Origin of the sequence: Aquipseudomonas alcaligenes NBRC 14159, assembly GCF_000467105.1 — a bacterium.
Lineage (GTDB): Bacteria > Pseudomonadota > Gammaproteobacteria > Pseudomonadales > Pseudomonadaceae > Aquipseudomonas > Aquipseudomonas alcaligenes.
In genome coordinates this window covers 130,911-155,321 of record NZ_BATI01000010.1, presented here as the reverse complement: position 1 = coordinate 155,321, position 24,411 = coordinate 130,911, and the positions used below count along the sequence as shown (strand labels likewise).

General features: G+C 64.9%; 20 protein-coding genes and 2 tRNA genes. 12 read left to right on the top strand and 10 right to left on the bottom strand.

Annotated features, from left to right (window positions below; translation table 11 throughout):
- Nucleotides 1-40 precede the first annotated feature (40 nt).
- The 12 genes from tpiA (at nt 41) to PA6_RS08115 (ending at nt 11,780) form a co-directional block, all read left to right on the top strand.
- Nucleotides 41-799: a triose-phosphate isomerase gene (gene tpiA, locus PA6_RS08170; RefSeq protein WP_021700428.1), complete on the top strand. Its 759-nt coding sequence runs from the start codon at nt 41-43 to the stop codon at nt 797-799.
- On the top strand, nt 800-1,180 hold the full coding sequence (secG, locus tag PA6_RS08165) for a preprotein translocase subunit SecG (protein WP_021700427.1): 381 nt from the start codon (nt 800-802) through the stop codon (nt 1,178-1,180). It begins immediately after the preceding gene.
- A gap of 10 nt (nt 1,181-1,190) precedes the next feature.
- A tRNA-Leu gene (locus PA6_RS08160) sits at nt 1,191-1,276 on the top strand.
- Between the two features lie 96 nt (nt 1,277-1,372).
- Nucleotides 1,373-1,449 (top strand) — tRNA-Met (locus PA6_RS08155).
- A 132-nt stretch (nt 1,450-1,581) separates the two neighbouring features.
- Nucleotides 1,582-2,040 (top strand): ribosome maturation factor RimP, encoded by a 459-nt coding sequence (gene rimP, locus PA6_RS08150; protein WP_021700426.1) that lies wholly within the window; start codon nt 1,582-1,584, stop codon nt 2,038-2,040.
- A 47-nt stretch (nt 2,041-2,087) separates the two neighbouring features.
- The gene (nusA, locus tag PA6_RS08145) at nt 2,088-3,569 is read left to right on the top strand and encodes a transcription termination factor NusA (protein ID WP_021700425.1); all 1,482 of its coding nucleotides are present in this window, start codon (nt 2,088-2,090) and stop codon (nt 3,567-3,569) included.
- A 27-nt stretch (nt 3,570-3,596) separates the two neighbouring features.
- Nucleotides 3,597-6,095 (top strand): translation initiation factor IF-2, encoded by a 2,499-nt coding sequence (gene infB / locus PA6_RS08140; RefSeq protein ID WP_021700424.1) that lies wholly within the window; start codon nt 3,597-3,599, stop codon nt 6,093-6,095.
- A gap of 101 nt (nt 6,096-6,196) precedes the next feature.
- Nucleotides 6,197-6,574, top strand: coding sequence for a 30S ribosome-binding factor RbfA (gene rbfA, locus PA6_RS08135; RefSeq protein ID WP_021700423.1), 378 nt, complete (start codon nt 6,197-6,199; stop codon nt 6,572-6,574).
- A 2-nt stretch (nt 6,575-6,576) separates the two neighbouring features.
- Complete coding sequence (gene truB / locus PA6_RS08130; RefSeq protein WP_021700422.1) at nt 6,577-7,497, top strand: tRNA pseudouridine(55) synthase TruB; 921 nt, start codon at nt 6,577-6,579, stop codon at nt 7,495-7,497.
- Nucleotides 7,498-7,637: 140 nt separating this feature from the next.
- Nucleotides 7,638-7,907: a 30S ribosomal protein S15 gene (gene rpsO / locus PA6_RS08125; protein WP_021700421.1), complete on the top strand. Its 270-nt coding sequence runs from the start codon at nt 7,638-7,640 to the stop codon at nt 7,905-7,907.
- A gap of 216 nt (nt 7,908-8,123) precedes the next feature.
- The gene (gene pnp / locus PA6_RS08120; protein WP_021700420.1) at nt 8,124-10,229 is read left to right on the top strand and encodes a polyribonucleotide nucleotidyltransferase; all 2,106 of its coding nucleotides are present in this window, start codon (nt 8,124-8,126) and stop codon (nt 10,227-10,229) included.
- Nucleotides 10,230-10,364: 135 nt separating this feature from the next.
- Nucleotides 10,365-11,780 (top strand): DUF4013 domain-containing protein, encoded by a 1,416-nt coding sequence (locus PA6_RS08115; protein ID WP_021700419.1) that lies wholly within the window; start codon nt 10,365-10,367, stop codon nt 11,778-11,780.
- A gap of 1 nt (nt 11,781) precedes the next feature.
- Here PA6_RS08115 and PA6_RS08110 read toward each other — a convergent pair whose 3' ends face one another.
- From PA6_RS08110 to pgi, 10 genes are all read right to left on the bottom strand, one after another.
- Complete coding sequence (locus PA6_RS08110; RefSeq protein WP_021700418.1) at nt 11,782-13,236, bottom strand: rhomboid family intramembrane serine protease; 1,455 nt, start codon at nt 13,234-13,236, stop codon at nt 11,782-11,784.
- Nucleotides 13,236-13,526, bottom strand: a complete 291-nt coding sequence (locus tag PA6_RS08105) for a DUF2845 domain-containing protein (RefSeq protein WP_043216449.1) — start codon at nt 13,524-13,526, stop codon at nt 13,236-13,238. The genes PA6_RS08110 and PA6_RS08105 overlap by 1 nt, the downstream gene beginning before the upstream one ends.
- 28 nt (nt 13,527-13,554) lie before the next feature.
- Nucleotides 13,555-13,860, bottom strand: a complete 306-nt coding sequence (locus PA6_RS08100; RefSeq protein WP_043216448.1) for a DUF2845 domain-containing protein — start codon at nt 13,858-13,860, stop codon at nt 13,555-13,557.
- Between the two features lie 53 nt (nt 13,861-13,913).
- Nucleotides 13,914-14,204: a DUF2845 domain-containing protein gene (locus PA6_RS08095; RefSeq protein WP_021700415.1), complete on the bottom strand. Its 291-nt coding sequence runs from the start codon at nt 14,202-14,204 to the stop codon at nt 13,914-13,916.
- The gene (locus PA6_RS08090; RefSeq protein WP_021700414.1) at nt 14,204-17,200 is read right to left on the bottom strand and encodes a DUF748 domain-containing protein; all 2,997 of its coding nucleotides are present in this window, start codon (nt 17,198-17,200) and stop codon (nt 14,204-14,206) included. Before PA6_RS08090 ends, PA6_RS08095 begins: the two co-directional genes overlap by 1 nt.
- Nucleotides 17,201-17,289: 89 nt before the next feature.
- Nucleotides 17,290-18,303: a class I SAM-dependent rRNA methyltransferase gene (locus PA6_RS08085; protein WP_021700413.1), complete on the bottom strand. Its 1,014-nt coding sequence runs from the start codon at nt 18,301-18,303 to the stop codon at nt 17,290-17,292.
- A gap of 136 nt (nt 18,304-18,439) precedes the next feature.
- Nucleotides 18,440-19,621: an acetyl-CoA C-acetyltransferase gene (locus PA6_RS08080; protein ID WP_021700412.1), complete on the bottom strand. Its 1,182-nt coding sequence runs from the start codon at nt 19,619-19,621 to the stop codon at nt 18,440-18,442.
- 43 nt (nt 19,622-19,664) lie between these two features.
- The gene (locus tag PA6_RS08075) at nt 19,665-20,564 is read right to left on the bottom strand and encodes an oxygenase MpaB family protein (RefSeq protein ID WP_021700411.1); all 900 of its coding nucleotides are present in this window, start codon (nt 20,562-20,564) and stop codon (nt 19,665-19,667) included.
- Between the two features lie 59 nt (nt 20,565-20,623).
- The gene (gene acs, locus PA6_RS08070) at nt 20,624-22,561 is read right to left on the bottom strand and encodes an acetate--CoA ligase (protein WP_021700410.1); all 1,938 of its coding nucleotides are present in this window, start codon (nt 22,559-22,561) and stop codon (nt 20,624-20,626) included.
- Nucleotides 22,562-22,699: 138 nt separating this feature from the next.
- Nucleotides 22,700-24,364, bottom strand: a complete 1,665-nt coding sequence (gene pgi, locus PA6_RS08065) for a glucose-6-phosphate isomerase (RefSeq protein ID WP_021700409.1) — start codon at nt 24,362-24,364, stop codon at nt 22,700-22,702.
- Nucleotides 24,365-24,411: the final 47 nt, after the last annotated feature.

Sequence of the window (24,411 nt, the reverse complement as noted above, 5' to 3'; positions counted from 1 at the left end):
TGGGTAACATCTGCGCCCACTTTGAACGACGAGGTTCGGCATGCGTCGCCCCCTGGTAGCTGGTAACTGGAAAATGCACGGTACCCGCGCCAGCGTCGCAGAGCTGATCAGAGGTCTGCGCCAGTTGGCGTTGCCGACAGGCGTCGAGGTCGCAGTCATGCCGCCTTGTCTGTATATCAGTCAGGTGCTGGCGGGGCTGGACGGCAAGGCGATTGCCGTCGGTGCGCAGAACTGTGCGGTAGAGCCGATGCAGGGTGCGCTTACCGGCGAGATTGCGCCGAGTCAGTTGGCCGATGCCGGTTGCACTATGGTGCTGGTCGGTCATTCGGAGCGTCGCCTGATTCTGGGTGAGCGCGATGAGCAGGTCAGTCGCAAGTTTGCCGCGGCGCAGTCCTGTGGTCTGATTCCGGTGCTGTGCGTCGGTGAGACTCTGGAGCAGCGCCAGGCAGGCAAGACGCTCGAAGTCGTCGCGGCGCAGCTGGGCAGTGTGATCGAAGAGCTCGGTGTGGGTGCTTTCGCGCAGGCCGTAGTGGCCTACGAGCCTGTCTGGGCCATTGGTACCGGGCTGACGGCGTCGCCGCAGGAGGCTCAGGAGGTCCATGCTGCTATTCGTGCGCAGTTGGCTGCCGAGAGTGCCGAAGTGGCGCGTGGTGTGAGAATTCTGTACGGCGGTAGTGTCAAGGCCGCCAATGCTGTCGAATTGTTCGGCATGCAGGATATCGATGGGGGGCTCATTGGTGGTGCCTCCTTGAACGCAGATGAGTTTGGTGCGATCTGTCGCGCCGCAGGAAACAGATAAATGCTGGAAACAGTCGTAATCGTCGTACATCTGCTGGGCGCCATCGGTGTTGTCGGTCTGGTTCTGCTGCAGCAGGGCAAGGGTGCCGACGCGGGCGCTTCCTTTGGTGCTGGTGCCTCGGCTACCGTGTTCGGCAGCCAAGGTTCTGCTACCTTTCTGAGTCGCTTTACTGCTATACTCGCCGCAGCTTTTTTCATTACCAGCTTGGGTTTAGCCTTCTTTGCTAAAGAAAAAGCTGATAATCTGACGCAAGCAGGTCTTCCGGATCCGGCGGTTCTTGAAGTGCAGCAGAAACCGGCCGTCGAAGACGTTCCGGTGCTCGAAGAGCAGAAGGGCGCAGCCGGTCAGGTTGACGTTCCGGAAGCCCCGGAGCAGAAGTAATACCCTCTTTGCCGAGGTGGTGGAATTGGTAGACACGCTACCTTGAGGTGGTAGTGGCCATAGGCTGTAGGGGTTCGAGTCCCCTCCTCGGTACCATATTTCGGCAGGGCCCGCACTTCGCGGGCCTTGTCGTTTCCCGGAGTTCGGTTGACCCTCAGGGGTAACGTCCGTATACTCTTGGCCCAGCTTTGGCGCGGGGTGGAGCAGTCTGGTAGCTCGTCGGGCTCATAACCCGAAGGTCGTTGGTTCAAATCCAGCCCCCGCAACCAGTTGTAGAGAAGCCCCTTATTCAGGGGCTTTTTGCTAGCTGGACAATCCGCCGCCGGCGTTAAGCACGGTCGGCACGATGGATGGGCGTTTCGCCCATTTTTTATTTCTACGGCATGCGCGGAGGGCTTCGGGTGTCGAGCAAGCTGGAACAGTTGCAGGCCATGTTGGCCCCGGTGGTGGAATCGCTCGGCTATGAATGCTGGGGCGTCGAATTCATTTCCCAGGGGCGACATTCCCTGCTGCGTGTGTACATCGACCATGCCAACGGCATTCTGGTCGACGATTGCGAGGCCGTGAGTCGGCAGGTCAGCGCCGTGCTGGATGTCGAGGATCCGATCAGCAGCGAATACACCCTCGAGGTGTCGTCGCCGGGTATGGATCGGCCGTTGTTCACCCTCGAGCAGTTCGCCAAGCACGTTGGCGAGCAGGTGAAGATCAAGCTGCGCTCGCCCTTCGACGGGCGGCGCAATTTCCAGGGGCTCCTCCGCGGTGTGGAGGATCAGGATGTGGTGGTGCTGGTGGACGACCACGAATTCCTGCTGCCGATCGATCTGATCGACAAGGCCAATATTATTCCCCGTTTTGACTGAGACGCGGATCCCGCGGATCCAATGGATTGCGAAAGGCGAGGCGTACGATGAGTAAAGAAGTACTGCTGGTTGTAGAGTCGGTGTCCAACGAGAAGGGCGTACCGGCCAGTGTTATTTTCGAAGCGCTGGAGCTGGCTCTGGCGACAGCGACCAAGAAGCGTTTTGACGATGAAGTCGAGTTGCGCGTGGCGATCAATCGCCAGAGCGGCAACTACGAAACCTTCCGTCGCTGGGAAGTGGTAGCCGAGGACGACCTGGAAAACCCGGCCGCCCAGCTGACCGTCGAGCAGGCGCAGGAGCGCGAGGCCGGTGCCAAGGTCGGCGACTTCATCGAAGAGCCGGTTGAGTCGATCGAGTTCGGTCGCATCGCTGCGCAGACCGCCAAGCAGGTCATCGTGCAGAAGGTCCGCGAGGCTGAACGCGCGCAAGTGGTCGATGCCTATCGCGAACGCGTCGGCGAGATCATCTCCGGTACCGTGAAGAAGGTGACCCGCGACAGCGTGATCGTCGATCTCGGCAACAACGCTGAGGCGCTGCTGGCCCGTGAAGACATCATCCCGCGTGAGACTTTCCGCGTCGGTGCCCGTGTGCGTGCACTGCTCAAGGAAATCCGCACCGAGAACCGTGGTCCGCAGCTGATCCTGTCGCGCACCGCGCCGCAGATGCTGATCGAGCTGTTCACTATCGAAGTGCCGGAAATCGCCGAAGGCCTGATCGAAGTGATGGCCGCCTCCCGTGACCCGGGTTCGCGCGCCAAGATTGCCGTGCGCTCCAAGGACAAGCGTATCGACCCGCAGGGTGCCTGCATCGGCATGCGTGGCTCGCGTGTTCAGGCTGTCTCCGGTGAGATCGGCGGTGAGCGCGTGGACATCGTGCTGTGGGACGAGAACGTCGCGCAGTTCGTGATCAATGCCATGGCTCCGGCCGAAGTGGCGGCGATCATCGTCGACGAAGATGCCCATGCCATGGACATCGCCGTGGCCGAGGACAACCTGGCGCAGGCCATCGGTCGTGGCGGCCAGAACGTGCGCCTGGCCAGTCAGCTGACCGGCTGGACCCTCAACGTGATGACCGAGGCCGATATCCAGGCCAAGCAGCAGGCCGAGACCGGCGACATTCTGCAGCGCTTCGTCGAGGAGCTGGATGTCGACGAGGAACTGGCCCAGGTACTGGTCGAAGAGGGCTTCACCAGCCTGGAAGAGATCGCCTACGTACCGATGGAAGAGATGCTCAGCATCGATGGTTTCGACGAAGACATCGTCAACGAGCTGCGCGCTCGCGCCAAGGACCGTCTGCTGACCAAGGCCATCGCCAGCGAAGAGAAACTGGCCGATGCCCAGCCCGCCGAAGACCTGCTGTCCCTGGACGGCATGGACAAGACCCTGGCTCACGAGCTGGCGGTACGTGGCGTGGTGAATCGCGAAGACCTGGCCGAGCAGTCGATCGACGACCTGCTCGACATCGACGGCATGGACCAAGAGCGTGCCGGCAAGCTGATCATGGCCGCCCGAGCCCATTGGTTCGAGTAAGCGGTTGCGGCCTGAGGAGAGAGATGCATGACGCAAGTCACGGTGAAAGAACTGGCCCAAGTGGTCGACACACCAGTGGAGCGCCTGCTGCAGCAGATGCGTGAGGCAGGTCTGCCGCACACCAGCGCCGAGCAAGTGGTAACTGACAACGAAAAGCAGGCGCTGCTGGCTCACCTGAAGAGCAGCCACGGCGAGAAACTGGAAGAGCCGCGCAAGATCACCTTGCAGCGCAAGACCACCACCACCCTGAAGGTCGCCGGTAGCAAGACCATCAGCGTGGAAGTGCGCAAGAAGAAGACCTACGTCAAGCGCAGCCCTGACGAGATCGAAGCCGAGAAGCAGCGCGAGCTGGAAGAGCAGCGTGCCGCCGAAGAGGCAGCCCGCCTGAAGGCCGAGGAAGAGGCCCGCAAACAGGCCGAGGCCGAAGCGCGCAAGCAGCAGGATGCTGCCGCCCTGGCGGCCGTTGCTCCGGCTGCGGAAGTGGCTGCCGCGGCTCCAGCCGCCGAGCCGGTATCTGCGGCTGTAGCTGCCGAGCGCAAGAAAGAAGAATTGCGTCGCGCCGAGAAAGACAAACCGGTGCGCACCGATGACGACGAGCGTCGTGATCGCAAGCATGCCCAGCATCGTCCTGCGCCGAAGGACAAGGCGCCGACACCGCGCGTTGCACCGCGCAGCACCGACGAAGAAGTCGATGACTTCCGTCGCGGTCGTGGCGGCCGGATGAAGCCGAAGAAGCGTAATCAGCACGGGTTCCAGAGCCCGACAGGACCTATTGTGCGCGAAGTAGCGATCGGCGAGACCATTACCGTTGCCGACCTGGCCGCCCAGATGTCGGTCAAGGGCGCCGAGGTGGTCAAGTTCATGTTCAAGATGGGCACCCCGGTGACCATCAACCAGGTTCTGGACCAGGAGACCGCGCAGCTGGTCGCCGAGGAAATGGGCCACAAGGTCAAGCTGGTCAGCGAGAACGCGCTCGAAGAGCAGCTGGCCGAGTCGCTGAAATACGAAGGTGAGGCCTTCTCCCGTGCGCCGGTAGTGACCGTGATGGGCCACGTCGACCACGGCAAGACCTCGCTGCTCGACTACATCCGTCGCGCCAAGGTGGCCGCTGGTGAAGCGGGTGGCATCACCCAGCACATCGGTGCCTACCACGTGGAAACCGATCGCGGCATGGTCACCTTCCTCGATACGCCCGGCCACGCTGCGTTCACCCAGATGCGTGCTCGTGGTGCCAAGGCCACCGACATCGTCATCCTGGTGGTGGCAGCGGACGACGGCGTGATGCCGCAGACCCAGGAAGCCGTACAGCACGCGAAAGCGGCTGGCGTGCCGATCGTGGTCGCGATCAACAAGATGGACAAGCCGGATGCCAACCCGGACAACATCAAGAACGGCCTGGCCGCGCTGGATGTGATTCCGGAAGAGTGGGGCGGCGACGCTCCGTTCGTCGGCGTCTCGGCCAAGGCCGGTACCGGTGTCGACGAACTGCTGGAAGCCGTGCTGCTGCAGGCCGAAGTGCTCGAGCTCACCGCCACGCCGTCGGCCCCGGGCCGTGGTGTCGTGGTCGAGTCGCGCCTGGACAAGGGCCGCGGTCCGGTGGCCACCGTGCTGGTTCAGGACGGTACCCTGCGTCAGGGCGACATGGTCCTGGTCGGCGTCAACTACGGCCGCGTGCGTGCCATGCTCGACGAGAACGGCAAGGCCATCAAGGAAGCCGGTCCGTCGATTCCGGTCGAGATCCTCGGCCTGGACGGTACGCCGGATGCCGGTGACGAGATGACCGTGGTTGCCGACGAGAAGAAGGCCCGCGAAGTCGCGCTGTTCCGTCAGGGCAAGTTCCGCGAAGTGAAGCTGGCCCGTGCTCACGCCGGCAAGCTGGAAAACATCTTCGAGAACATGGGCCAAGAAGAGAAGAAGACCCTCAACATCGTCCTCAAGGCCGACGTGCGTGGTTCTCTGGAAGCGCTGCAGGGCTCGCTCAGCGGCCTGGGCAACGACGAAGTGCAGGTGCGTGTGGTCGGTGGCGGCGTCGGTGGTATCACCGAGTCCGATGCCAACCTGGCGCTGGCCTCCAACGCCGTGCTGTTCGGCTTCAACGTGCGTGCCGATGCCGGCGCGCGCAAGATCGTCGAGGCCGAAGGCCTGGACATGCGTTACTACAACGTGATCTACGACATCATCGAAGACGTCAAGAAGGCCCTGACCGGCATGCTCGGCAGCGATGTTCGCGAGAACATCCTGGGCACCGCCGAAGTGCGTGACGTATTCCGTTCGCCGAAGTTCGGCGCCGTCGCCGGCTGTATGGTGATTGAAGGTACCGTTCACCGGAACCGTCCGATTCGCGTACTGCGCGACGACGTGGTGATCTTCGAGGGCGAGCTGGAATCCCTGCGTCGCTTCAAGGACGACGTCGCCGAAGTGCGTAACGGCATGGAGTGCGGTATCGCCGTGAAGAGCTACAACGACGTCAAGGTCGGGGACAAGATCGAAGTGTTCGAGAAGGTCCAGGTGGCGCGTACCCTGTAAGGGACGGCCCGCAACACCGGACGCCCGGCCCCGCATCAGCGCGGCCGGGCGTTTGCCGCTTGTGAACCTGCTGTCAGTGGCGGCGGGCGAGGTAGGAAGAAATGGCAAAAGTGTATAGCCGTACCCAGCGTATCGGCGACCAGATCCAGCGCGAGCTGGCACAGATGATTCCGCGCGAGGTCAAGGACCCGCGCCTGGGCTTCGTCACCATCACTGCCGTGGAGGTCAGCCGCGACGTTGGCCACGCCAAGGTATTCGTGACCGTGATGGGCGAGAACGATGTGGAGAAGATTCAGCAGAACGTCCGCGTGCTCAACGATGCGGCGGGCTACCTGCGCATGCTGCTGGGCAAGGCGATGAAGCTGCGCAGCGTGCCGCAGCTGCATTTCCACTACGACGAGAGCATCACTCGTGGTACGCACCTGTCGGCGCTGATCGAGCGTGCGATTTCCGAAGACAGCAAGCATCAGGACGACTGAACGTGGCGCAGGTGAAACGCATCCGCCGCAACGTCAGCGGCATCCTGATTCTCGACAAGCCGCGCGGCATGAGCTCCAACCAGGCCCTGCAGAAGGTGCGCTGGCTGCTCAACGCCGAGAAGGCCGGGCACACCGGCAGCCTCGATCCGCTGGCCACCGGTGTGCTGCCGCTGTGCTTCGGTGAGGCGACCAAGTTCTCCCAGTACCTGCTGGACGCCGACAAGGGCTACGAGACCGTTGCTCAGCTGGGCGTGACCACCACCACCGGCGATGCCGAGGGTGAAATCGTGGAGCGCCGCGAGGTGACCGTCGGTCGGGATGACATCGAGGCGCTGTTGCCGCGTTTTCGCGGCGAAATCAAACAGATACCGCCCATGTACTCGGCCCTGAAGAAGGACGGCCAGCCGCTGTACAAGCTGGCGCGTGCCGGCGAAGTAGTGGAGCGCGAGGCGCGATCTGTTAATATCGCGCGCCTGGAGTTACTGGCTCTGGACAACGCGCAGCTGCGCCTGTCCGTGGCCTGCAGCAAAGGCACCTACATCCGCACCCTGGTCGAGGATATCGGTCGTGAACTGGGCTGCGGTGGTCATGTTGCCGAGCTGCGTCGGACCCAGGCCGGTCCCTTCTTGCTGGCCCAGGCGATCAGCCTGGAAACGCTGGAGAAGGCCCACGCCGAGGGCGGTAGCGAGGCGCTGGATCAGTTCCTGCTGCCGTCCGACAGCGGCCTGGAACACTGGCCGCTGCTGCAGCTGTCCGAGCACAGTGCCTACTACTGGCTGCACGGTCAGCCGGTCCGTGCCCCGGAAGCGCCGAAGTTCGGCATGGTCAGGGTGCAGGACCACACCGGCCGTTTCATCGGTATCGGTGAAGTGAGCGATGACGGGCGCATTGCGCCGAAAAGATTGATCTCTACCAGCTTCTAGAGCGGGTAGGGGCCGGGGCTCAGGCCCGGGCAAGCGATTCGGTCGAATGACCGGAACGAGGGTGGCTGTCAGCAGGCATGGTCATTCCTCTTTTTAAAACACGGGACTGGTTCCCGGCCTGTTCACTCAAGGAGCCCATCATGGCACTGAGCGTTGAAGAAAAAGCCCAGATCGTTAACGACTACAAGCAAGCTGAAGGCGATACCGGTAGCCCGGAAGTGCAGGTTGCCCTGCTGACCGCCAACATCAACAAGCTGCAGGACCACTTCAAGGCCAACGGCAAAGACCACCACTCCCGTCGTGGTCTGATCCGCATGGTTAACCAGCGCCGCAAGCTGCTGGACTACCTGAAGGGTAAGGACACCAGTCGTTACAGCGCCCTCATCGGTCGCCTGGGTCTGCGTCGCTAAGACGTACACCTGAAGTGAGAAGCTGGAAGCTCGGAGTCGCAGGTCGGTTGATACCGGCCCGTGGCTTCGGTCTTCCAGCTTCTGGCTTTCTACAGAACGGAATTTGAAACCCGTTCAAAAATCGGTTCCGGCGAGCCGAGTTCTGAACAGGTTTCAGGGGCAGCAGGCCCCTGTTGCAGCAGTTTCCCCCAAGGCAACAAAGAGAAGGAAAATACCGTGACTCCGGTTATTAAAAAGTTCCAGTTCGGTCAGTCGACCGTCACCCTCGAAACCGGGCGCATTGCCCGTCAGGCTTCCGGTGCCGTTCTGGTTACCGTGGACAACGATGTCAGCGTGCTGTGCACCGTGGTTGGCGCAAAGCAGGCCGACCCGGGCAAGGGCTTCTTCCCGCTGTCCGTGCACTACCAGGAAAAGACCTACGCTGCCGGCAAGATCCCGGGTGGCTTCTTCAAGCGTGAAGCGCGTCCTTCCGAGAAAGAGACCCTGACCTCGCGCCTGATCGACCGTCCGATCCGCCCGCTGTTCCCGGAAGGCTTCCTCAACGAAGTGCAGGTCATCTGCACCGTGGTTTCGACCAGCAAGAAGACCGATCCGGACATCGCCGCCATGATCGGCACCTCGGCCGCCCTGGCCGTCTCCGGCATCCCGTTCGACGGCCCGATCGGCGCCGCGCGCGTGGCCTTCCACCCCGAAACCGGCTACCTGCTGAACCCGACCTACGAGCAGCTCAAGGCTTCCAGCCTGGACATGGTCGTGGCCGGTACCAAAGACGCCGTACTGATGGTCGAATCCGAAGCCAAAGAGCTGACCGAAGACCAGATGCTGGGTGCCGTGCTGTTCGCCCATGAAGAGTTCCAGGCCGTGATCAAGGCCGTTGGCGAGCTGGCTGCCGAAGCCGGCAAGCCGCGCTGGAACTGGACTGCCCCGGCCGAGAACACCGCTCTGCTCAACGCCATCAAGGCCGAGTTCGGCGAAGCCATCTCCCAGGCCTACACCATCACCATCAAGCAGGACCGCTACAACCGTCTGGACGAGCTGCGCGACCAGGTCGTCGCCAAGTTCTCCGGCGAAGAAGGCCAGCCGTCCGCCGGTGAAGTCAAAGACGCTTTCGGTCTGATCGAGTACCGCACCGTGCGCCAGAACATCGTTGACGGCAAGCCGCGTATCGACGGTCGTGATACCCGCACCGTGCGCGGTCTGAACATCGAAGTCGGTGTGCTCGACAAGACCCATGGTTCGGCGCTGTTCACCCGTGGCGAAACCCAGGCCCTGGTGGTTGCCACCCTCGGCACCGCCCGTGACGCGCAGCTGCTCGACACCCTGGAAGGCGAGAAGAAAGACCCCTTCATGCTGCACTACAACTTCCCGCCCTACTCGGTCGGCGAATGTGGTCGCATGGGTGCCACCGGCCGCCGCGAAATCGGCCATGGTCGCCTGGCCCGTCGTGGCGTTGCCGCCATGCTGCCGAGCAACGACGACTTCCCGTACACCATCCGTATCGTCTCGGAGATCACCGAGTCCAACGGTTCGTCCTCCATGGCTTCCGTGTGCGGCGCTTCCCTGGCCCTGATGGACGCTGGTGTGCCGATGAAGGCGCCGGTGGCCGGTATCGCCATGGGTCTGGTCAAGGAAGGTGACAAGTTCGCCGTACTGACCGACATCCTGGGTGACGAAGACCACCTGGGCGACATGGACTTCAAGGTGGCCGGTACCGCCAATGGCGTCACCGCGCTGCAGATGGACATCAAGATCCAGGGCATCACCGAGGAGATCATGGAGATCGCCCTGGGTCAGGCTCTGGAAGCCCGTCTGAACATCCTCGGCCAGATGAACCAGGTCATCTCCCAGTCGCGCAGCGAGCTGTCGGCCAACGCTCCGACCATGCTGGCCATGAAGATCGACCAGGACAAGATCCGCGACGTGATCGGCAAGGGCGGCGCTACTATCCGTGCCATCTGCGAAGAGACCAAGGCCTCGATCGATATCGAAGACGACGGCTCGATCAAGATCTTCGGCGAGACCAAGGAAGCTGCCGAGGCCGCGCGTCAGCGCGTTCTGGGCATCACCGCCGAGGCCGAGATCGGCAAGATCTACGTCGGCAAGGTCGAGCGCATCGTCGACTTCGGCGCCTTCGTCAACATCCTGCCGGGCAAGGACGGTCTGGTGCACATCTCGATGCTGAGCGATCAGCGCGTCGAGAAAGTCACCGACGTGCTGAAAGAAGGCCAGGAAGTCGAAGTGCTGGTACTGGACGTGGACAACCGCGGCCGCATCAAGCTGTCGATCAAGGACGTTGCTGCTGCCAAGGCCTCGGGCGTCTAAGCCTTTTGGGGGCTGCTCGGCAGCCCCTCAGCCTGGTTGTGCAAGAAAGAGGGCCCCTGCTGGGGCCCTCTTTTTTTGCCTGCGGTTTACCCCGACAATGGCGCGCTCCGCAGTACCCAACAAGGACGTCTGGCGATGGAAATCACCTACTGCCGTTACCACCCCGCACAACCCGCTACCTGGCACTGTTCGCCGTGCCAGCGCGACTTCGGGGATTGCTGCATTCCGCTCAACGCCGATGCCCCTGAGCTGGAGCCGCAGTGCCCACTGTGTGCCGGCAAACTGCAGTTCCTCGGTGCGGCCAATACCGCGCAGCCGTTCTGGCAGCGCATTCCGCTGTTCTTCCGCTATGGCCTGCAGCCGGGGCCGCTGCTGTTTGCGGCGGCACTGTGCCTGGCCAGCCTGTTCATGCCGGCCTGGAAACTGCTGTGGCTGGCGCTGTTCTGCGTCGCCACCAAATACCTGCAAAGTGTGATCGAGAGCTCCAGCCAGGGTGTGCGCGAGGCTCCGGCGCTGCAGGGCGCCTTCGATGGTGAGGGCTTCAGCCTGTTCTGGCGTCTGCTGGTGATCTTCTTCATCGCCTTCGCCGTGGTCTGGCTGGCGGCCGACTTCGACAGCGAGGCGCTGTTCTGGGCGGCGACGCTGGGGGTGCAGCTGCTGATTCCGGCCAGCATCATTCGCCTGGCCCTGGACAAGACGCTCAGCGCCGCGCTCAGCCCCGACCAGGTCGGTGCGGTGATCAAGGCGATGGGCTGGCGTTATCTGATCCTCTGGGTATTCCTGTTCATTCTCTGGCAGTCGCCGGACGCGGTGGTCTACATGCTCTCCAGCGGCCTGCCGCGGGTGGTGCTGATGCCCATCGCGGCGCTGCTGTTCGGCTACTTCAGTGTGGTGATGTGCGCCATGATGGGCTATGCCGTGTTCCAGTATCAGGGCGCGCTGGGTTACGTGGCGGTGGATGAATCGGCGCCGCGGGGCGTTCCCGCCGAAGAGTACCGCCGCCGCCGCGCCCTGGCCGACGCCGAGGTGCGCGTCAAGGAAGGGCAGAGCGCGCAGGCGCTGGAGGTGCTGGCCAAGGCTCTGGACGTGGCGCCCAACGATCTCAAGCTCAACGAGCGCTTCCACCAGCTGCTGTTCGGCCTCGGCGCTCGCGAGCGCTGCCTGCGCCATCTCGAACACTACCTGCCGCTGGCGGCGCGGCTGAATCCGGCGCAGGGCGCCTTTGCGCTGCTCAACGCGCGCCAGTTCAAGGCGGACTATCTGCCCGAGGATGCGCTGGTCTGCGAGCGGCTTGCCGAGGCCCTGCTGCAGCGCCACAAGACCCGCGAAGGGCTGAGCCTGTTGCGCAACCTGCATCAGCGCTTCCCGGACTACCCGCACATCCCGCGCGCCTACCTGCTGGCCGCCCGTGGCTTTGCCGAGGGCCTGGGGCAGGTGGAGACGGCGCAGAAGCTGCTGGCTTACATCCGCGCCCGATACCCGCAATCGCCGCTGCTGGGCGAAGTGGCCAGCCTCGAGGAGACCCTGCGCCGCCTGGCGGCGCAGGCCTGAATCAGCGCGCCAGGTGCTGCTGCAGCAGGGCCAGCTGGCGGGTCTGCTCGGCTTCCGGATAGCGGCTGTGCAGGAAGCGGGTGAGCTCGCCGATGCCGCGCAGGTCCCGTCCCTGCCCAAGCAGTCTGGCCAGCTGCAGGGTCAGCCCCGGCAGCTGGGTCGGGCTTGGGTTCGCCTGGCTCAGGCGACGCCAGCAGGCCAGTGCACGCTGGCCCTCGCCAGCACGGATCAGCGGCGGCAGCAGGTGCAGTTGTACAGCCGCATGGCGCAGCAGCGACTGCTCATCGGCCGCGCTGTCATCGGCAAGGCGCTTGAGCAGGAGCAGGCGCTCCGGGCTGTCGGGCAGGGCAAACAGCTGCTTCAGTAGCGCACTCAGCAGGGCGCGGTCCTGGCGTCCGCTGGCGATGGCATAGAGGCGCTCCAGCAGGGGCAGGCGGCCGGGGTAGCGGTTCAGCAGGTCCGGTCCGCGCTTGGCCGCCTGGGCCAGGTCGAACTGGGCGATCAACTGGTCGAGTGCTGCCAGTTCGCGCTTGAAGGGCGCGTCCGGGTCCACCTTGTGCAGGTAGTCTTCGTCCATCCGCAGGCGTCCGGACAGGCGCGCCAGCCATACGGCGAGGAAGCCGGCCCCGAGGCCGCCAAGGTGGGCGTAGTAGTTGATGTGATCGTCCGATGCCAGCAGGCCGTAGAGTTCCTTGCCCATCCACACCGGCAGCACCCATAGCGCCGGTGCCTTGAAATAGCCGATCAGCGGGCCCAGCCAGTAGAAGAAGTTGATCTTGCGCAGGCCGTATACGCCGATGTACATGCCCATCAACCCGGAGATCGCCCCGGAGGCGCCCACGCCTGTCACCCATACCGGGTCCAGTGCCCACCACAGCAGGTGCGAAGCCAAGCCGCTGAGCAGGTACAAGCCCAGATAGACCCAGCGGCCCAGCGCGATTTCCAGGGCGAAGCCGAAGATGAACAGGAACAGCATGTTGCCCAGCAGGTGGTCGAAGCTGCCGTGCAGGAACATGGCACCGAACAGCCCTTCGATGCTGAAACGGGCCGGGATGAAGCCGAAGCGGAAGGTGCTGAGCCGGTCACGCAGCGCTTCGGCCCGGCCACGAGCCTGTTGCCAGGCCGGGTCGGCCTGGTATTCGGGGCTCTGGTGCAGGCGTTGCTCGAACTGCAGGTCGTGCAGTATCGCGGACGCCAGGTCCTGGCGGCGCATGCCGTCGACGTAGTCGCGTTCGTCTGCCTCGAGCCGGTCACGGCGGACCAGGTCGTCGACGAACAACGGGCGCTCACGGCTCAGCAGGCCACTGTCCAGGTAGGCCTGCACGGCCTGCTCGCGACGTTCTTCGTCACCGCCCTGGTAACCGAAGTAGATCAGGGTGTTGAGCAGGATCAGCAGCAGGGTGATGACGGGGGGGCGCTTCCAGTCCAGCGGATGCTCGGCGGGAATGATCAGCATCAGCCACCACGCTTGCTGTCGACGCGAACCAGTCGCTCACCCTCGAACTGCAGGAAGTACAGCATGCCGTTGTCACGGCTGTAGACCCATTCCTCCTTGATGTACTGCACCTTGCCATTGCGATCCAGGGTATGACCGGTAACCGCCTGGCTGACCGGTGTGCCGCACTTCTGCAGCACCTCGGTGGTACGGTCGCCCTTGTCGGCGATGCCGTGTTCGCAGCGCAGTGTGGCCGCCTGAGCGTGCAGGCTGGTGAGGACGAGGAGGGCGGTCAGTAGCGGTTTTCGCATGTCGAGCATCCTTGTTCTGTTTTGGCGGTCAGCGACCGCGTTTACTTTCGATCTTGGTGACGCGATTGCCTTCGAAGCGCAGGAAATACAGCATGCCGTTCTTCGGCCCGTAGACCCACTCTTCCAAGGCGACTTCAGTGACGAAGCCGTAGTAGTCGACCACCTCCTTGTAACCGAGGAAGTCGCGCCGCGCCGGCGCTCCGCACTTGGCGGCGACTTCCTCGGCATGGTCTTCGAGGCTGATCAGCTTGCTGCCGCAGCGCAGTGTCGAGCCCGCTTCGGCGGTGCTGGCCAGCAGCAGGCCGATGAGCGGGAGAACGAGTCTGGAGGGCATGAGCGGGTGCCGTGATGTAGACATGCGCAGCCTACATCCTGGGCCTGCGGCTGTCAGTCGGCGCGTTTGGTCTCGATGCGGGTCAGGCGGTTGCCCTGGAACGTGAGGATGCTGAGCATGCCGTTGGTGGGGCCGTACACCCACTCCTCGATCACCATTTCCCGATCCCCGTAGTAGCCGCCGGTGTAGCCGACCAGATCGGTGCGTGCGGGTTTGCCGCACTTGCGCTCCACCTCGAAGGCGCGATCACCTTCGTTGACCAGCTTGCTGCCGCAGCGCAGCGTACCGGCTTCGGCCAAGCCGCAGGCCAGTGCCAACGTGACGAGTAGCAGATTTCCCTTCATTACAGACTCCCTAGATGTAATGCACTGGCCACCTGGGCGCTGGCCTGTTCCTGAACCAGGCCAACGTCGAGCAGGTAGATGCGCTGGTCCTCCAGACCGCCACGCTCCACCAGATAGTCCTTGATACTGGCTGCCCGCGCCTGGCCCAGCTGGCGCAGCAGCAGTTCGCTCTTGGCCCAGGACTGCAGTACGGCGGCGCGCATTTTCGCCGTGCGCTCCTCGTCCGGCAACTCCTTCCACTCGGCCGGCGGCTGTTGCTTGAGGCGCGTACGGTAGATGCCTTCCAGCAGCACGGCCTTGTCGTCCTCCTCGACCACCAGCTCCTCGGGCGTGGCAGGCACCTTCTCGCCACCGCGCTGGAGGATCTTGTACTGGGTGCTCTGGTACTCGCGCTCCAGACGCTGTTCCGCCAGCAGCGGACCATCGCTGGCGGCGGCGCTCATGCCTTCGACTTCCAGGCGCAGTACCGGACGCTCCTTGAGGGCGGCGGCCAGGGTGTCCAGAGTCTTCTGCGCCGCGCCATCCAGTTCGTCGCTACCGGCAGCGAACTGCACCTGGCTGAGGTCGACGTCGCCACCACCGACCAGGCCGGCGATGAACTTGAAGGGCGCCTGGGCGGCACGCAGCACCAGGTTGCGCAGGGTCTGCCAGACGATGGGCATGACGCTGAACTCGGGGTTGTTCAGGTCGCCCTGCACCGGCAGCTGGATGTCGATGTTGCCCTGGGTGTCCTTGAGCAGCGCCACGGCCAGGCGGATCGGCAGGTCCACGGCGTCCTTGCTGTCCACCTGCTCGCCCAGCTGCAGGTCTTCCAGCAGCAGTTTGTTCTCGGCGTTCAGCTGGCCCTTCTCGATGCGGTAGTGCAGGTCGAGGTTGAGCCGGCCCTTGCGGATACGGTAGCCGGCGAACTTGCCGGAGTAGGGGGTGAGGGTGGTCAGCTCGACGTTCTTGAAGCTGGTGGCGATGTCCAGGCTGTTCATCGGGTCGAACGGCGTCAGCTGGCCCTTGATGCTGACCGGCGCGTACTTGTCGACCTTGCCCTTGATATCGACGTCAGCAGTTTTCGGGCTCTGGTTGTCGAGGGTACCGATCTGGCCGTTGAGCTGCTGAATGGCGGTGGCGAAGTTGGGCGTCAGGCTGAAGTCGGCGAAGTTGGCCGAGCCATCCTTGATGGCGATACCGCCGATACGGATCGGCAGCGGCTTGCCGGCCGGCTCAGCCTTGGCATTGGGCTCTGCCGGCTGCGGGATCATCAGGTCGTTGACGTTGGTGGTCAGGTCTTCGTTGATGATGAAGCGCACATAGGGCTGCTGCAGATTGACCTTGCCAATAGCCAGGCTCTCGCCATGGCGATAGTCGAGACCTTCGACGACCAGCTGCTGCCACTTGAGGAAGTCGCGCTCCTTGAGGGTGTCCAGGGTATGCAGCTGGTTGACCTCGGCCTTGCCGCCGATGCTGAAGGCCAGCGGCTCGACGCTTTTCAGGTCGACGGCCAGGTCGCTGCCGAGCATGCCGCTGCGCAGCTCCAGGCGCACGAAGGGGCTGATGTAGGCCTGCGCCAGGCGCAGGTCGATGTCGCGGGTGACGACCTGCAGCTTGGCCCAGGTGGGGCTGATCTGCACCTGGCCGGCGACCTGAATCTGCCCGTTCTTGTTGACCCCGGTATCCAGCTTGAGGCCGAAGGGCGAGGTACCCAGGCTGTCGAAGTCCTTGAGGTCGAGATTCAGCGGAGCCAGGTCGAGCTTCACTTCCTGGCTGCCGGCGGCACGGTCGGCCAGGTGGATCTGGTAGTCGCGCAGCTGCACGTCGCGCAACAGCACCTGCCAGGGCTTGGCCGGCTCTGCCGGAGTCGCGGTGCTGGCGGTCTGCTGCTGTGCATCCGCAGGCGTCGCTGCGGGCTTCTCGGCAGGCGCTGCGACCGCTCCCTCGCTTGGCGCCGGAGCTTCAGGCGTCGCCGTGGGTGTCGGTGCGGCTGCCGGCGTCGGCTGGCTATGGCTGGCGAACAGCTTCTGCCAGTCCAGCTGGCCGTCTTTCTCGCGGGCCGCCCAGGTCTCAAGCTTCTGGCTGCGGATGGTGCCGATCACCACCTGCTGCTTGGCCAGGTCTAGGCTGGTGTCGCCGACTTCCAGGCGCTCCAGGCGTAGCAGGGGTTTGTCCTCCGGGCTCTTGATGGCGAACCGGGCGAGGGTGGCACTGACCTGGCTCAGTTGCAGCTCGGTGCCCTTGGCCAGGTTCAGCGAATACTCGGCGCTGAGGTCGAGCACGCCGTCTTCCAGCACCAGCGGCACGGCGTCGCGCACGTAGGGCCAGACGCCCTTGAGCTGGCCGTCGCTGATCTTCAATTGGCCTTTGGAGGCGATGGGGGACAGGCTGACCTGGCCCTCCCAGTCGATGCGGCCGCCGCGCGGGCCGATGGCGACCATCTGCATGTCGGCGTTGTCGTCGGGCAGCGTGCTGAGGTTGGTCAGCTCCAGGTTCAGCGAGTCGTAGACGAACTCCACCGGCTCGCTCGGGCGCAGGTCCTCGAAGTGCAGGCCGTTCTCGATCAGGGCGATGCGGCCGATGCGCAGCGGGAAAGGCTCGCTCGGCTCTTCCGTAGCGGGCTTCTCCTCGGACGGCGGCAGCTTGAACAGGCCGGTCAGGTTGAGCGTGCCGTCCTTGGCGAACAGCACTTCGGTGTGGGCCTTTTCCAGCTCGATATCGGCCAGGTGCACGGCGCCGCTCCACAGGCTGTCCAGCTGCAGGTTGGCATACAGGCGCTGGAAGGCGATCTGCGGCTCTTCCGCCTCGCCGATATGCAGGCCCCAGAGCTGCAGTTCCAGGCTGAAGGGGTTGAGCTCGACGCGCGCGAGGTGCGCCGGAACGGTGGCCAGCTGCGTCAGCTGCTGGTTGGCGACCCGTTGCCCGATGCCGGGCAGGATCAGAAAGCCGAGCAGGCTGTACAGGCCGAGGGCGATGGCCAGGGCGTAGGCGGTACGTTGCAATCCTTTGAGCATGGTACGGCGTCATCTTCCAGTCTGTGGAATCTGGAGTATGGCATGGCCGTTGCCGCTTTGTGGGCCATCAGAGTGCCGCCCGGGGTGCCTCAGAAGCGCAGGATCAGGGTCTTCAGCGGTGGCCGGCCATCCCGCGAGGGGAAGTCGGCGGCCGGCAGCAGCTGCGCGCAGTCGCGCGCCGGCCGGCCGAGTTTCTCGGCGCAGCGCAGCACCTGATCGCGCCACTCCTCCAGCTCGACTTTTGCCAGGTTGTTGCAGCAGATCAGCACGCCATCCTCGGCCGTGGCGAGGATCGCCGGCTTGAGCAGGCTCTGGTAGTCGCGCAGCAGGTCGACGGTGCCGAAGGCGCTCTTGGCCCAGGCCGGTGGATCGAGCAGCACCAGGTCGAACTGCTGCTGCTCCAGGCGCGGATAGCTCGGCAGCTTGTGCCCGCGGCGAGTTGCGATGGGTAGGCCGGCCAACTGGCGGATGGCCGGGAAGTAGTCGGACTGTACGAAGTCCATGGCCAGCCCCGGGTTGAGCGCCAGGTTCTCCCGGCCCACCGCCAGGTTGCCCTCGGCGAAGTCCAGGTTGAGCACCGCGCGCGCGCCACCGGCCGCCGCGCAAAGGCCGACGCCGCAGGTGTAGGCGAACAGGTTGAGCACGCGCTTGCCGGCGCTGTGGCGCTTGACCCAGCCGCGCGCCTCGCGCAGGTCGAGGAACAGCAGCGGGTCCTGTCCCGGATGGCGACCGCGCACCCGGTAGTTGAGGCCCCATTCCCGGCCGATGCCGTCTTCCAGCGCCTCGGGGGTGGCCTGGTACACCGGGTCACGCCGGTCGATGCGCGAGTTGCCGCCGGAGCGGTCGTTGTAGACCAGCTGCAGGTCGAGGCCCAGCTGCGCGTTGATCAACGCATGCAGGTCGAGCAGGGCATCCTGCGCAAGCGGCTGGTGGAAGCTCTGCACCATCAGCTGCGCGCCGTAGCGGTCGACGGTGAGACCGGGTGCGCCTTCCTGGCTGCCGTGGAACAGGCGGTAGCAGTCGGTCTGCTGCTGGTGCAGCTCGGCCAGCAGCGGCTGGCGAGCGTCGAGGGCGGCGCGCAGCGCCTGGTCGAGAGAGGACATGCGCGGCGTCTCGGGATGGGAAGGGCGCGCAGTTTACCAAGAAAAACGCCGGCTCTCGGCCGGCGTCATTCTGTAGGGCGGGTGTAACCCGCGTGCGGGCGACTGGGCGACTACGCGGGTTGCACCCGCCCTACGATCAGGCGCGTTCGATGGCCAGGGCTACGCCCTGCCCGCCGCCGATGCACAGGGTGGCCAGGCCCTTCTGGGCATCGCGCTTGATCATCTCGTGCAGCAGGGTCACCAGCACGCGGCAGCCGGAGGCGCCGATCGGGTGGCCGAGGGCTATGGCGCCGCCGTTGACGTTGACCTTGGCCGCGTCCCAGCCCAGCTCTTTGCCGACCGACAGGGCCTGGGCGGCGAAGGCCTCGTTTGCTTCGATCAGGTCGAGGTCGGCCAGCTGCCAGCCGGCCTTGTCCAGGCAGCGGCGGGTGGCGGAGACCGGGCCGATGCCCATGATCGCCGGGTCGACGCCGGCGTTGGCATAGGCGGCGATCCGCGCCAGTACCGGCAGGCCGAGGGCCTTGGCCTTGTCGGCGCTCATCAGCAGCACGGCGGCGGCGCCGTCGTTGAGGCTGGAGGCGTTGCCGGCGGTGACGCTGCCGTCCTTCTTGAACGCCGGCTTGAGCTTGCCCAGCGACTCGGCCGTGGTGCCGGCGCGCGGCTGCTCGTCCTGGGTGAAGCTGACCGGGTCACCCTTGCGCGAGGGGATCAGGATCGGCGTGATTTCGTCGGCGAAGCGCCCGGCCTCGATGGCGGCCACGGCCTTCTGCTGCGAGGCGGCGGCGAAGGCGTCCTGCTCCTCACGGCTGATGGCGTACTTGTCCACCAGGTTCTCGGCGGTGATGCCCATGTGGTAGTCGTTGAAGGCGTCCCACAGGCCATCCTGGATCATGGTATCGATCAGCTTGCCGTGGCCCATGCGCTGGCCGGTACGGGCCGCAGGCATCACGTAGGGGGCCTGGCTCATGTTCTCCATGCCGCCGGCGATGATGACGTCGGCGTCGCCGCAGCGGATTGCCTGGGCGCCCAGGTGCAGGGCCTTGAGGCCGGAGCCGCAGACCTTGTTCAGGGTCATGGCCGGTACGGCATTCGGCAGGCCGGCCTTGATTGCGGCCTGGCGGGCGGTGTTCTGCCCGGCACCGGCGGTCAGCACGTGGCCGAGGATCACTTCATCCACTTCGCTGCCGTCGAGGCCGCTCTGCTCCAGCAGGCGCTTGATCACGGCGGCGCCCAGCTCGACGGCGGGAACGCCGGCCAGGGAGCCCTGGAAGCTGCCGATGGCGGTGCGGGTAGCGGCAACTATGACAACGTCTTGCATGTTCATGTCCTCGATGCGGTTCAGGCTGTGACCGGAAAGGCGCTTATGGTCGCATAGGGGGCTCTGCCGGGCCAGTCGTCAGCAGTCGCCGCCGGGCGCGCTGCGCTGCGCTGTTGTCGGCCACGCCCCAGCGCAACAGCTGGGCGGTGCGTTGCACGCCGGCGCGGATCAACGGGCGGCGCCAGGCCGGAACGCTCTCGCCGAGCAGGGCGCTGGCCCAGGTGGGCAGCAGGTCGAAGCTGGCCTGCATCATCAGCCCGCCGAAGGGGCGGGCCAGCAGGCTGGGCATCGGCGCAGCGTGCAGCAGGCGCACCACTTCGCGGGTGCGTTCGTCGCACAGCAGCTGCGGGCGCATCGCTTCGAGGTAGGCCGCGACCGCCTGGCGCGAATCGGGGACCTCCTGCGCGCCGAGGCGCCGGGCGATCAGCGCCACTTCGGCGTAGTAGCGGTCCTGCTCGGCTTCCGGCAGGTCAGGATTGCAGTAGCGCAGGTAGCCGTTGAGGAAGCAGTGCACCTCGGCCACATGCACCCAGGTCAGCAGGGCCGGATCACTGGCGGCATAGGGGCGCCCATCAAGCCCCTGACCCACTACCTGCTGGTGGATGCTGCGTACCTTGTCGATCAGACGCTCGGCGTCCGCGACGCCGCCGTAGCTGGTGCCAGCGATGAACAGGCTGGTGCGGCGCAGGCGGCCGATCAGGTCCTGACGGAAGTTGGAGTGGTCCCACACCCCGGCCAGGGCCAGTGGGTGGAGCATCTGCAGGAGCAGCGCGGCGATGCCGCCGACCATCATCGAGGTGAAGTCGGCGTGCACTTCCCAGACCATCGAGGCGGGCCCGAACAGGCCGGGGTCGCCTCGTGGCTGGTCGAGGTCGAGCTGGTTGAGCGAGGCGCCCGTGAGGCTGTGCACCTGGGCGGCGATCTGGCGGCGGAGGCTTTCCATGGCCGCCAGTGTCGGTGCTGGCGCCGGGCGGATCAAGCGGGGCAGGGCCCCGCCGCCACTCAGCGGTTGAGGCGCCGTTCGATCAGGCTGTCGACCACCGAGGGGTCGGCTAGGGTCGAGGTATCGCCCATGTTGTCCAGCTCGTTGCAGGCGATCTTGCGCAGGATGCGGCGCATGATCTTGCCCGAGCGGGTCTTGGGCAGGCCTGGCGCCCACTGGATCAGCTCCGGCTTGGCGAAGCTGCCGATTTCCTTGCCGACCAGGGCCAGCAGCTCCTTGGTCAGTGCCTCGCTCGGCTCGCTGCCTTTCATCAGGGTGACATAGGCGTAGATGCCCTGGCCCTTCACGTCGTGCGGGTAGCCGACCACCGCCGCCTCGGCCACCGCGTCATGCAGGACCAGGGCGCTCTCCACCTCGGCGGTACCGATGCGATGGCCGGAAACGTTGATCACATCGTCGACGCGGCCAGTGATCCACCAGTAGCCGTCTTCATCGCGGCGCGCGCCGTCGCCGGTGAAGTAGTAGCCGGGGTAGGGCTTGAAGTAGGTGTCGATCATCCGCTGGTGGTCGCCGTAGACGCTGCGGATCTGGCTCGGCCAGCTGGCCTTGATAGCCAGGACGCCAGCGCCGGGGCCCTCGATTTCCTTGCCCTGCTCGTCGAGCAGCACCGGCTGTACGCCGAAGAACGGCCGGGTCGCCGAGCCGGGCTTGAGGTCGGTGGCACCGGGCAGCGGGGTGATCAGGATCGAGCCGGTTTCGGTCTGCCACCAGGTGTCGACGATCGGGCAGCGGGTATCGCCGACCACGTGGTAGTACCACTCCCAGGCTTCCGGGTTGATCGGCTCGCCCACCGAGCCGAGCAGGCGCAGGCTCGAACGCGAAGTGGCCTTGACCGGGCCTTCACCCTCGCGCATCAGCGCGCGCAGGGCGGTCGGTGCGGTGTAGAAGATGTTTACCTGGTGCTTGTCGATTACCTGCCAGAAGCGCGAGGCGTCCGGGTAGTTGGGCACGCCTTCGAACATCAGGGTGGTGGCGCCGTTGGCCAGCGGCCCGTAGACGATGTAGCTGTGGCCGGTGACCCAGCCGACGTCGGCGGTGCACCAGTAGATGTCGCCCTCGTGGTAGTCGAATACGTACTTGTGGGTCATCGCCGCGCCCAGCAGGTAGCCGCCGGTGGTGTGCAGCACGCCCTTGGGTTTGCCGGTCGATCCCGACGTATAGAGGATGAACAGCGGGTCCTCGGCGTCCATCGGCTCGGCCGGGCAGTCGCCGCTGGCCTCCTTGAGCGCCTGGTGGTACCAGAGGTCGCGACCCTCCACCCAGGCGATCTCGCCCTGGGTACGCTCGACCACCACCACGGTGCTGACCTTCGGGCAGCTCTGCAGGGCCTTGTCGACGTTGTTCTTCAGCGGCACGTACTTGCCGCCGCGCACGCCCTCGTCGGCGGTGATCACGGTGCGGCAGTCGGCATCGAGGATGCGGTCGCGCAGGGCGTCCGGGGAGAAGCCGCCGAACACCACCGAGTGGATGGCGCCGATGCGTGCGCAGGCCAGCATGGCGTAGGCCGCTTCGGGGATCATCGGCATGTAGATGCACACCCGGTCGCCCTTCTGCACGCCGCGGCTCTTCAGCACGTTGGCCAGACGGCTGACGTTGTGGTGCAGCTTGTTGTAGGTGATGTGCGCCGATTCGGCCGGATTGTCGCCTTCCCAGATGATGGCGATCTGTTCGCCGCGCTGCGGCAGGTGGCGGTCGATGCAGTTGTGGGCGACGTTGAGCTGGCCACCGGCGAACCACTGGGCCTCACCCTGGGTCAGGTCGCAGTGCTGCACGCGGTCCCAGGGCTTGAACCAGTGCAGGAACTGGCGCGCCTGCTCGCCCCAGAATGCATCCGGCTGTTCGATGGACTGGCGATAGAGACGCTGGTAAGCCTCGTTGTCCAGGTGCGCGCGCTGGCGCACCTCATCCTTGACCGGGTGAAGGCTGATTTCGAACATGGCGGGTTCCTTGTCTTATTGTTGAGCCGCGATGTCCATTAGGGTGAACCAAGCAATTGCTTGGTTCAAGTGCCGGCGCTGCATGCTGCGTGCCGCATCCTGCAAAAAGCCCGGCGCAGCGCCGGGCTTTGGGGGGGCTTAACCGCGGTGACGACCGCGGAAGAAGTCGATCAGTCCCTGGGTCGAGGCGTCCTCGGTCGGCGGCTGGTCCCAGCCGGTGAGGCGCTGGTAGACGCCCTTGCCGAGCTCCTTGCCCAGCTCCACGCCCCACTGGTCGAAGGCGTTGATGCCCCAGATCACGCTCTGCACGAACACCTTGTGCTCGTACATCGCCACCAGCGCGCCGAGGCGGCGCGGGCTGATGCGTTCCAGCACCAGGGTGTTGCTCGGGCGGTTGCCGGGGATCACCTTGTGCGGTGCCAGGCGCTGTACCTCATCCTCGGGCAGGCCCTTGGCGCGCAGTTCGGCCTCGGCCTCGTTGCGGCACTTGCCGAGCATCAGCGCCTGGCTCTGCGACAGGCAGTTGGCATACAGCCACTGGTGGTGGTCGGCCACCGGGTTGTAGCTGACTACCGGCACGATGAAGTCGGCTGGAATCAGCTGGGTGCCCTGGTGCAGCAACTGATGATAGGCGTGCTGGCCGTTGCAGCCGACGCCGCCCCAGATCACCGGGCCGGTGTCGGTGCTGACCGGGCTGCCGTCCTGGCGCACGCGCTTGCCGTTGGACTCCATGTCCAGCTGCTGCAGGTGCTTGGTGATGTTGCGCAGGTAGTGGTCGTAGGGCAGGATCGCGTGGCTCTGGGCGCCCCAGAAGTTGCCATACCAGACGCCGAGCAGGGCCAGCAGCACCGGCATGTTCTTCTCGAACGGGGTGCTGCGGAAATGCGTGTCCATGCTGTAGGCGCCGGACAGCAGCTCCTTGAAGTTGGACATGCCGATGGCCAGGGCGATCGGCAGGCCGATGGCCGACCATAGCGAATAGCGCCCGCCGACCCAGTCCCACATCGGGAAGATGTTCTTCTCGCGGATGCCGAATTCGATGGCGGCCTGATTGTTGCTGGTCACCGCGATGAAGTGGCGGTAGAGCTTTTCCTCGGTGCCGCCGCGGGCCAGGTACCAGGTGCGTGCGGCCTGGGCGTTCTTCAGGGTTTCCAGGGTGCCGAACGACTTCGACGAGACGATGAACAGGGTGGTTTCGGCGTTCAGCTTGGCGGCCAGTTCATGGAACTCACTGCCGTCGATATTGGCCAGGTAGTGGCAGCGCACGCCGTGCTGAGTGAAGGGCAGCAGGGCTTCGGAGACCAGTTGCGGGCCGAGGAAGGAGCCGCCGATGCCGATATTGACCACATCGGTGATGGCCTTCTCGCTGTAGCCGCGCCACAGGTTGCTGTGGATTCGCCCGACGATGTCGGTCATCTGGTTGAGCACGCGGTGCACATCGGGCATCACGTTGACTCCGTCAACTCTGACGCAGTCACCGATGGGGCGGCGCAGGGCGGTGTGCAGGGCCGGGCGGCCCTCCGAGGCGTTGACCCGTTCGCCGTTGAACAAGGCTTCAATGGCGTCCTGCAGGCCGGCTTCGCGGGCCAGACCGACCAGCAGGTCGCGGGTCTGGGTGCTGAGCAGGTTCTTCGAGTAGTCGAGGAAGATGCCGCTGGTGCTCATGGAGAAACGCTCGAAACGCTTGGCGTCGTCCGCGAAGGCCTCGCGCATGCTGAAGCCCTGCATGTCCTGACGGTGCTTGAGCAGGGCCTGCCAGGCCGGCAGGGTAGTGACGTCGAGCGGTTGCTGGTAGTACGCCATGGCGGCATTTTCCTTGTTGTGCGGCGTGTCGGGCATGAAAAAGCCCG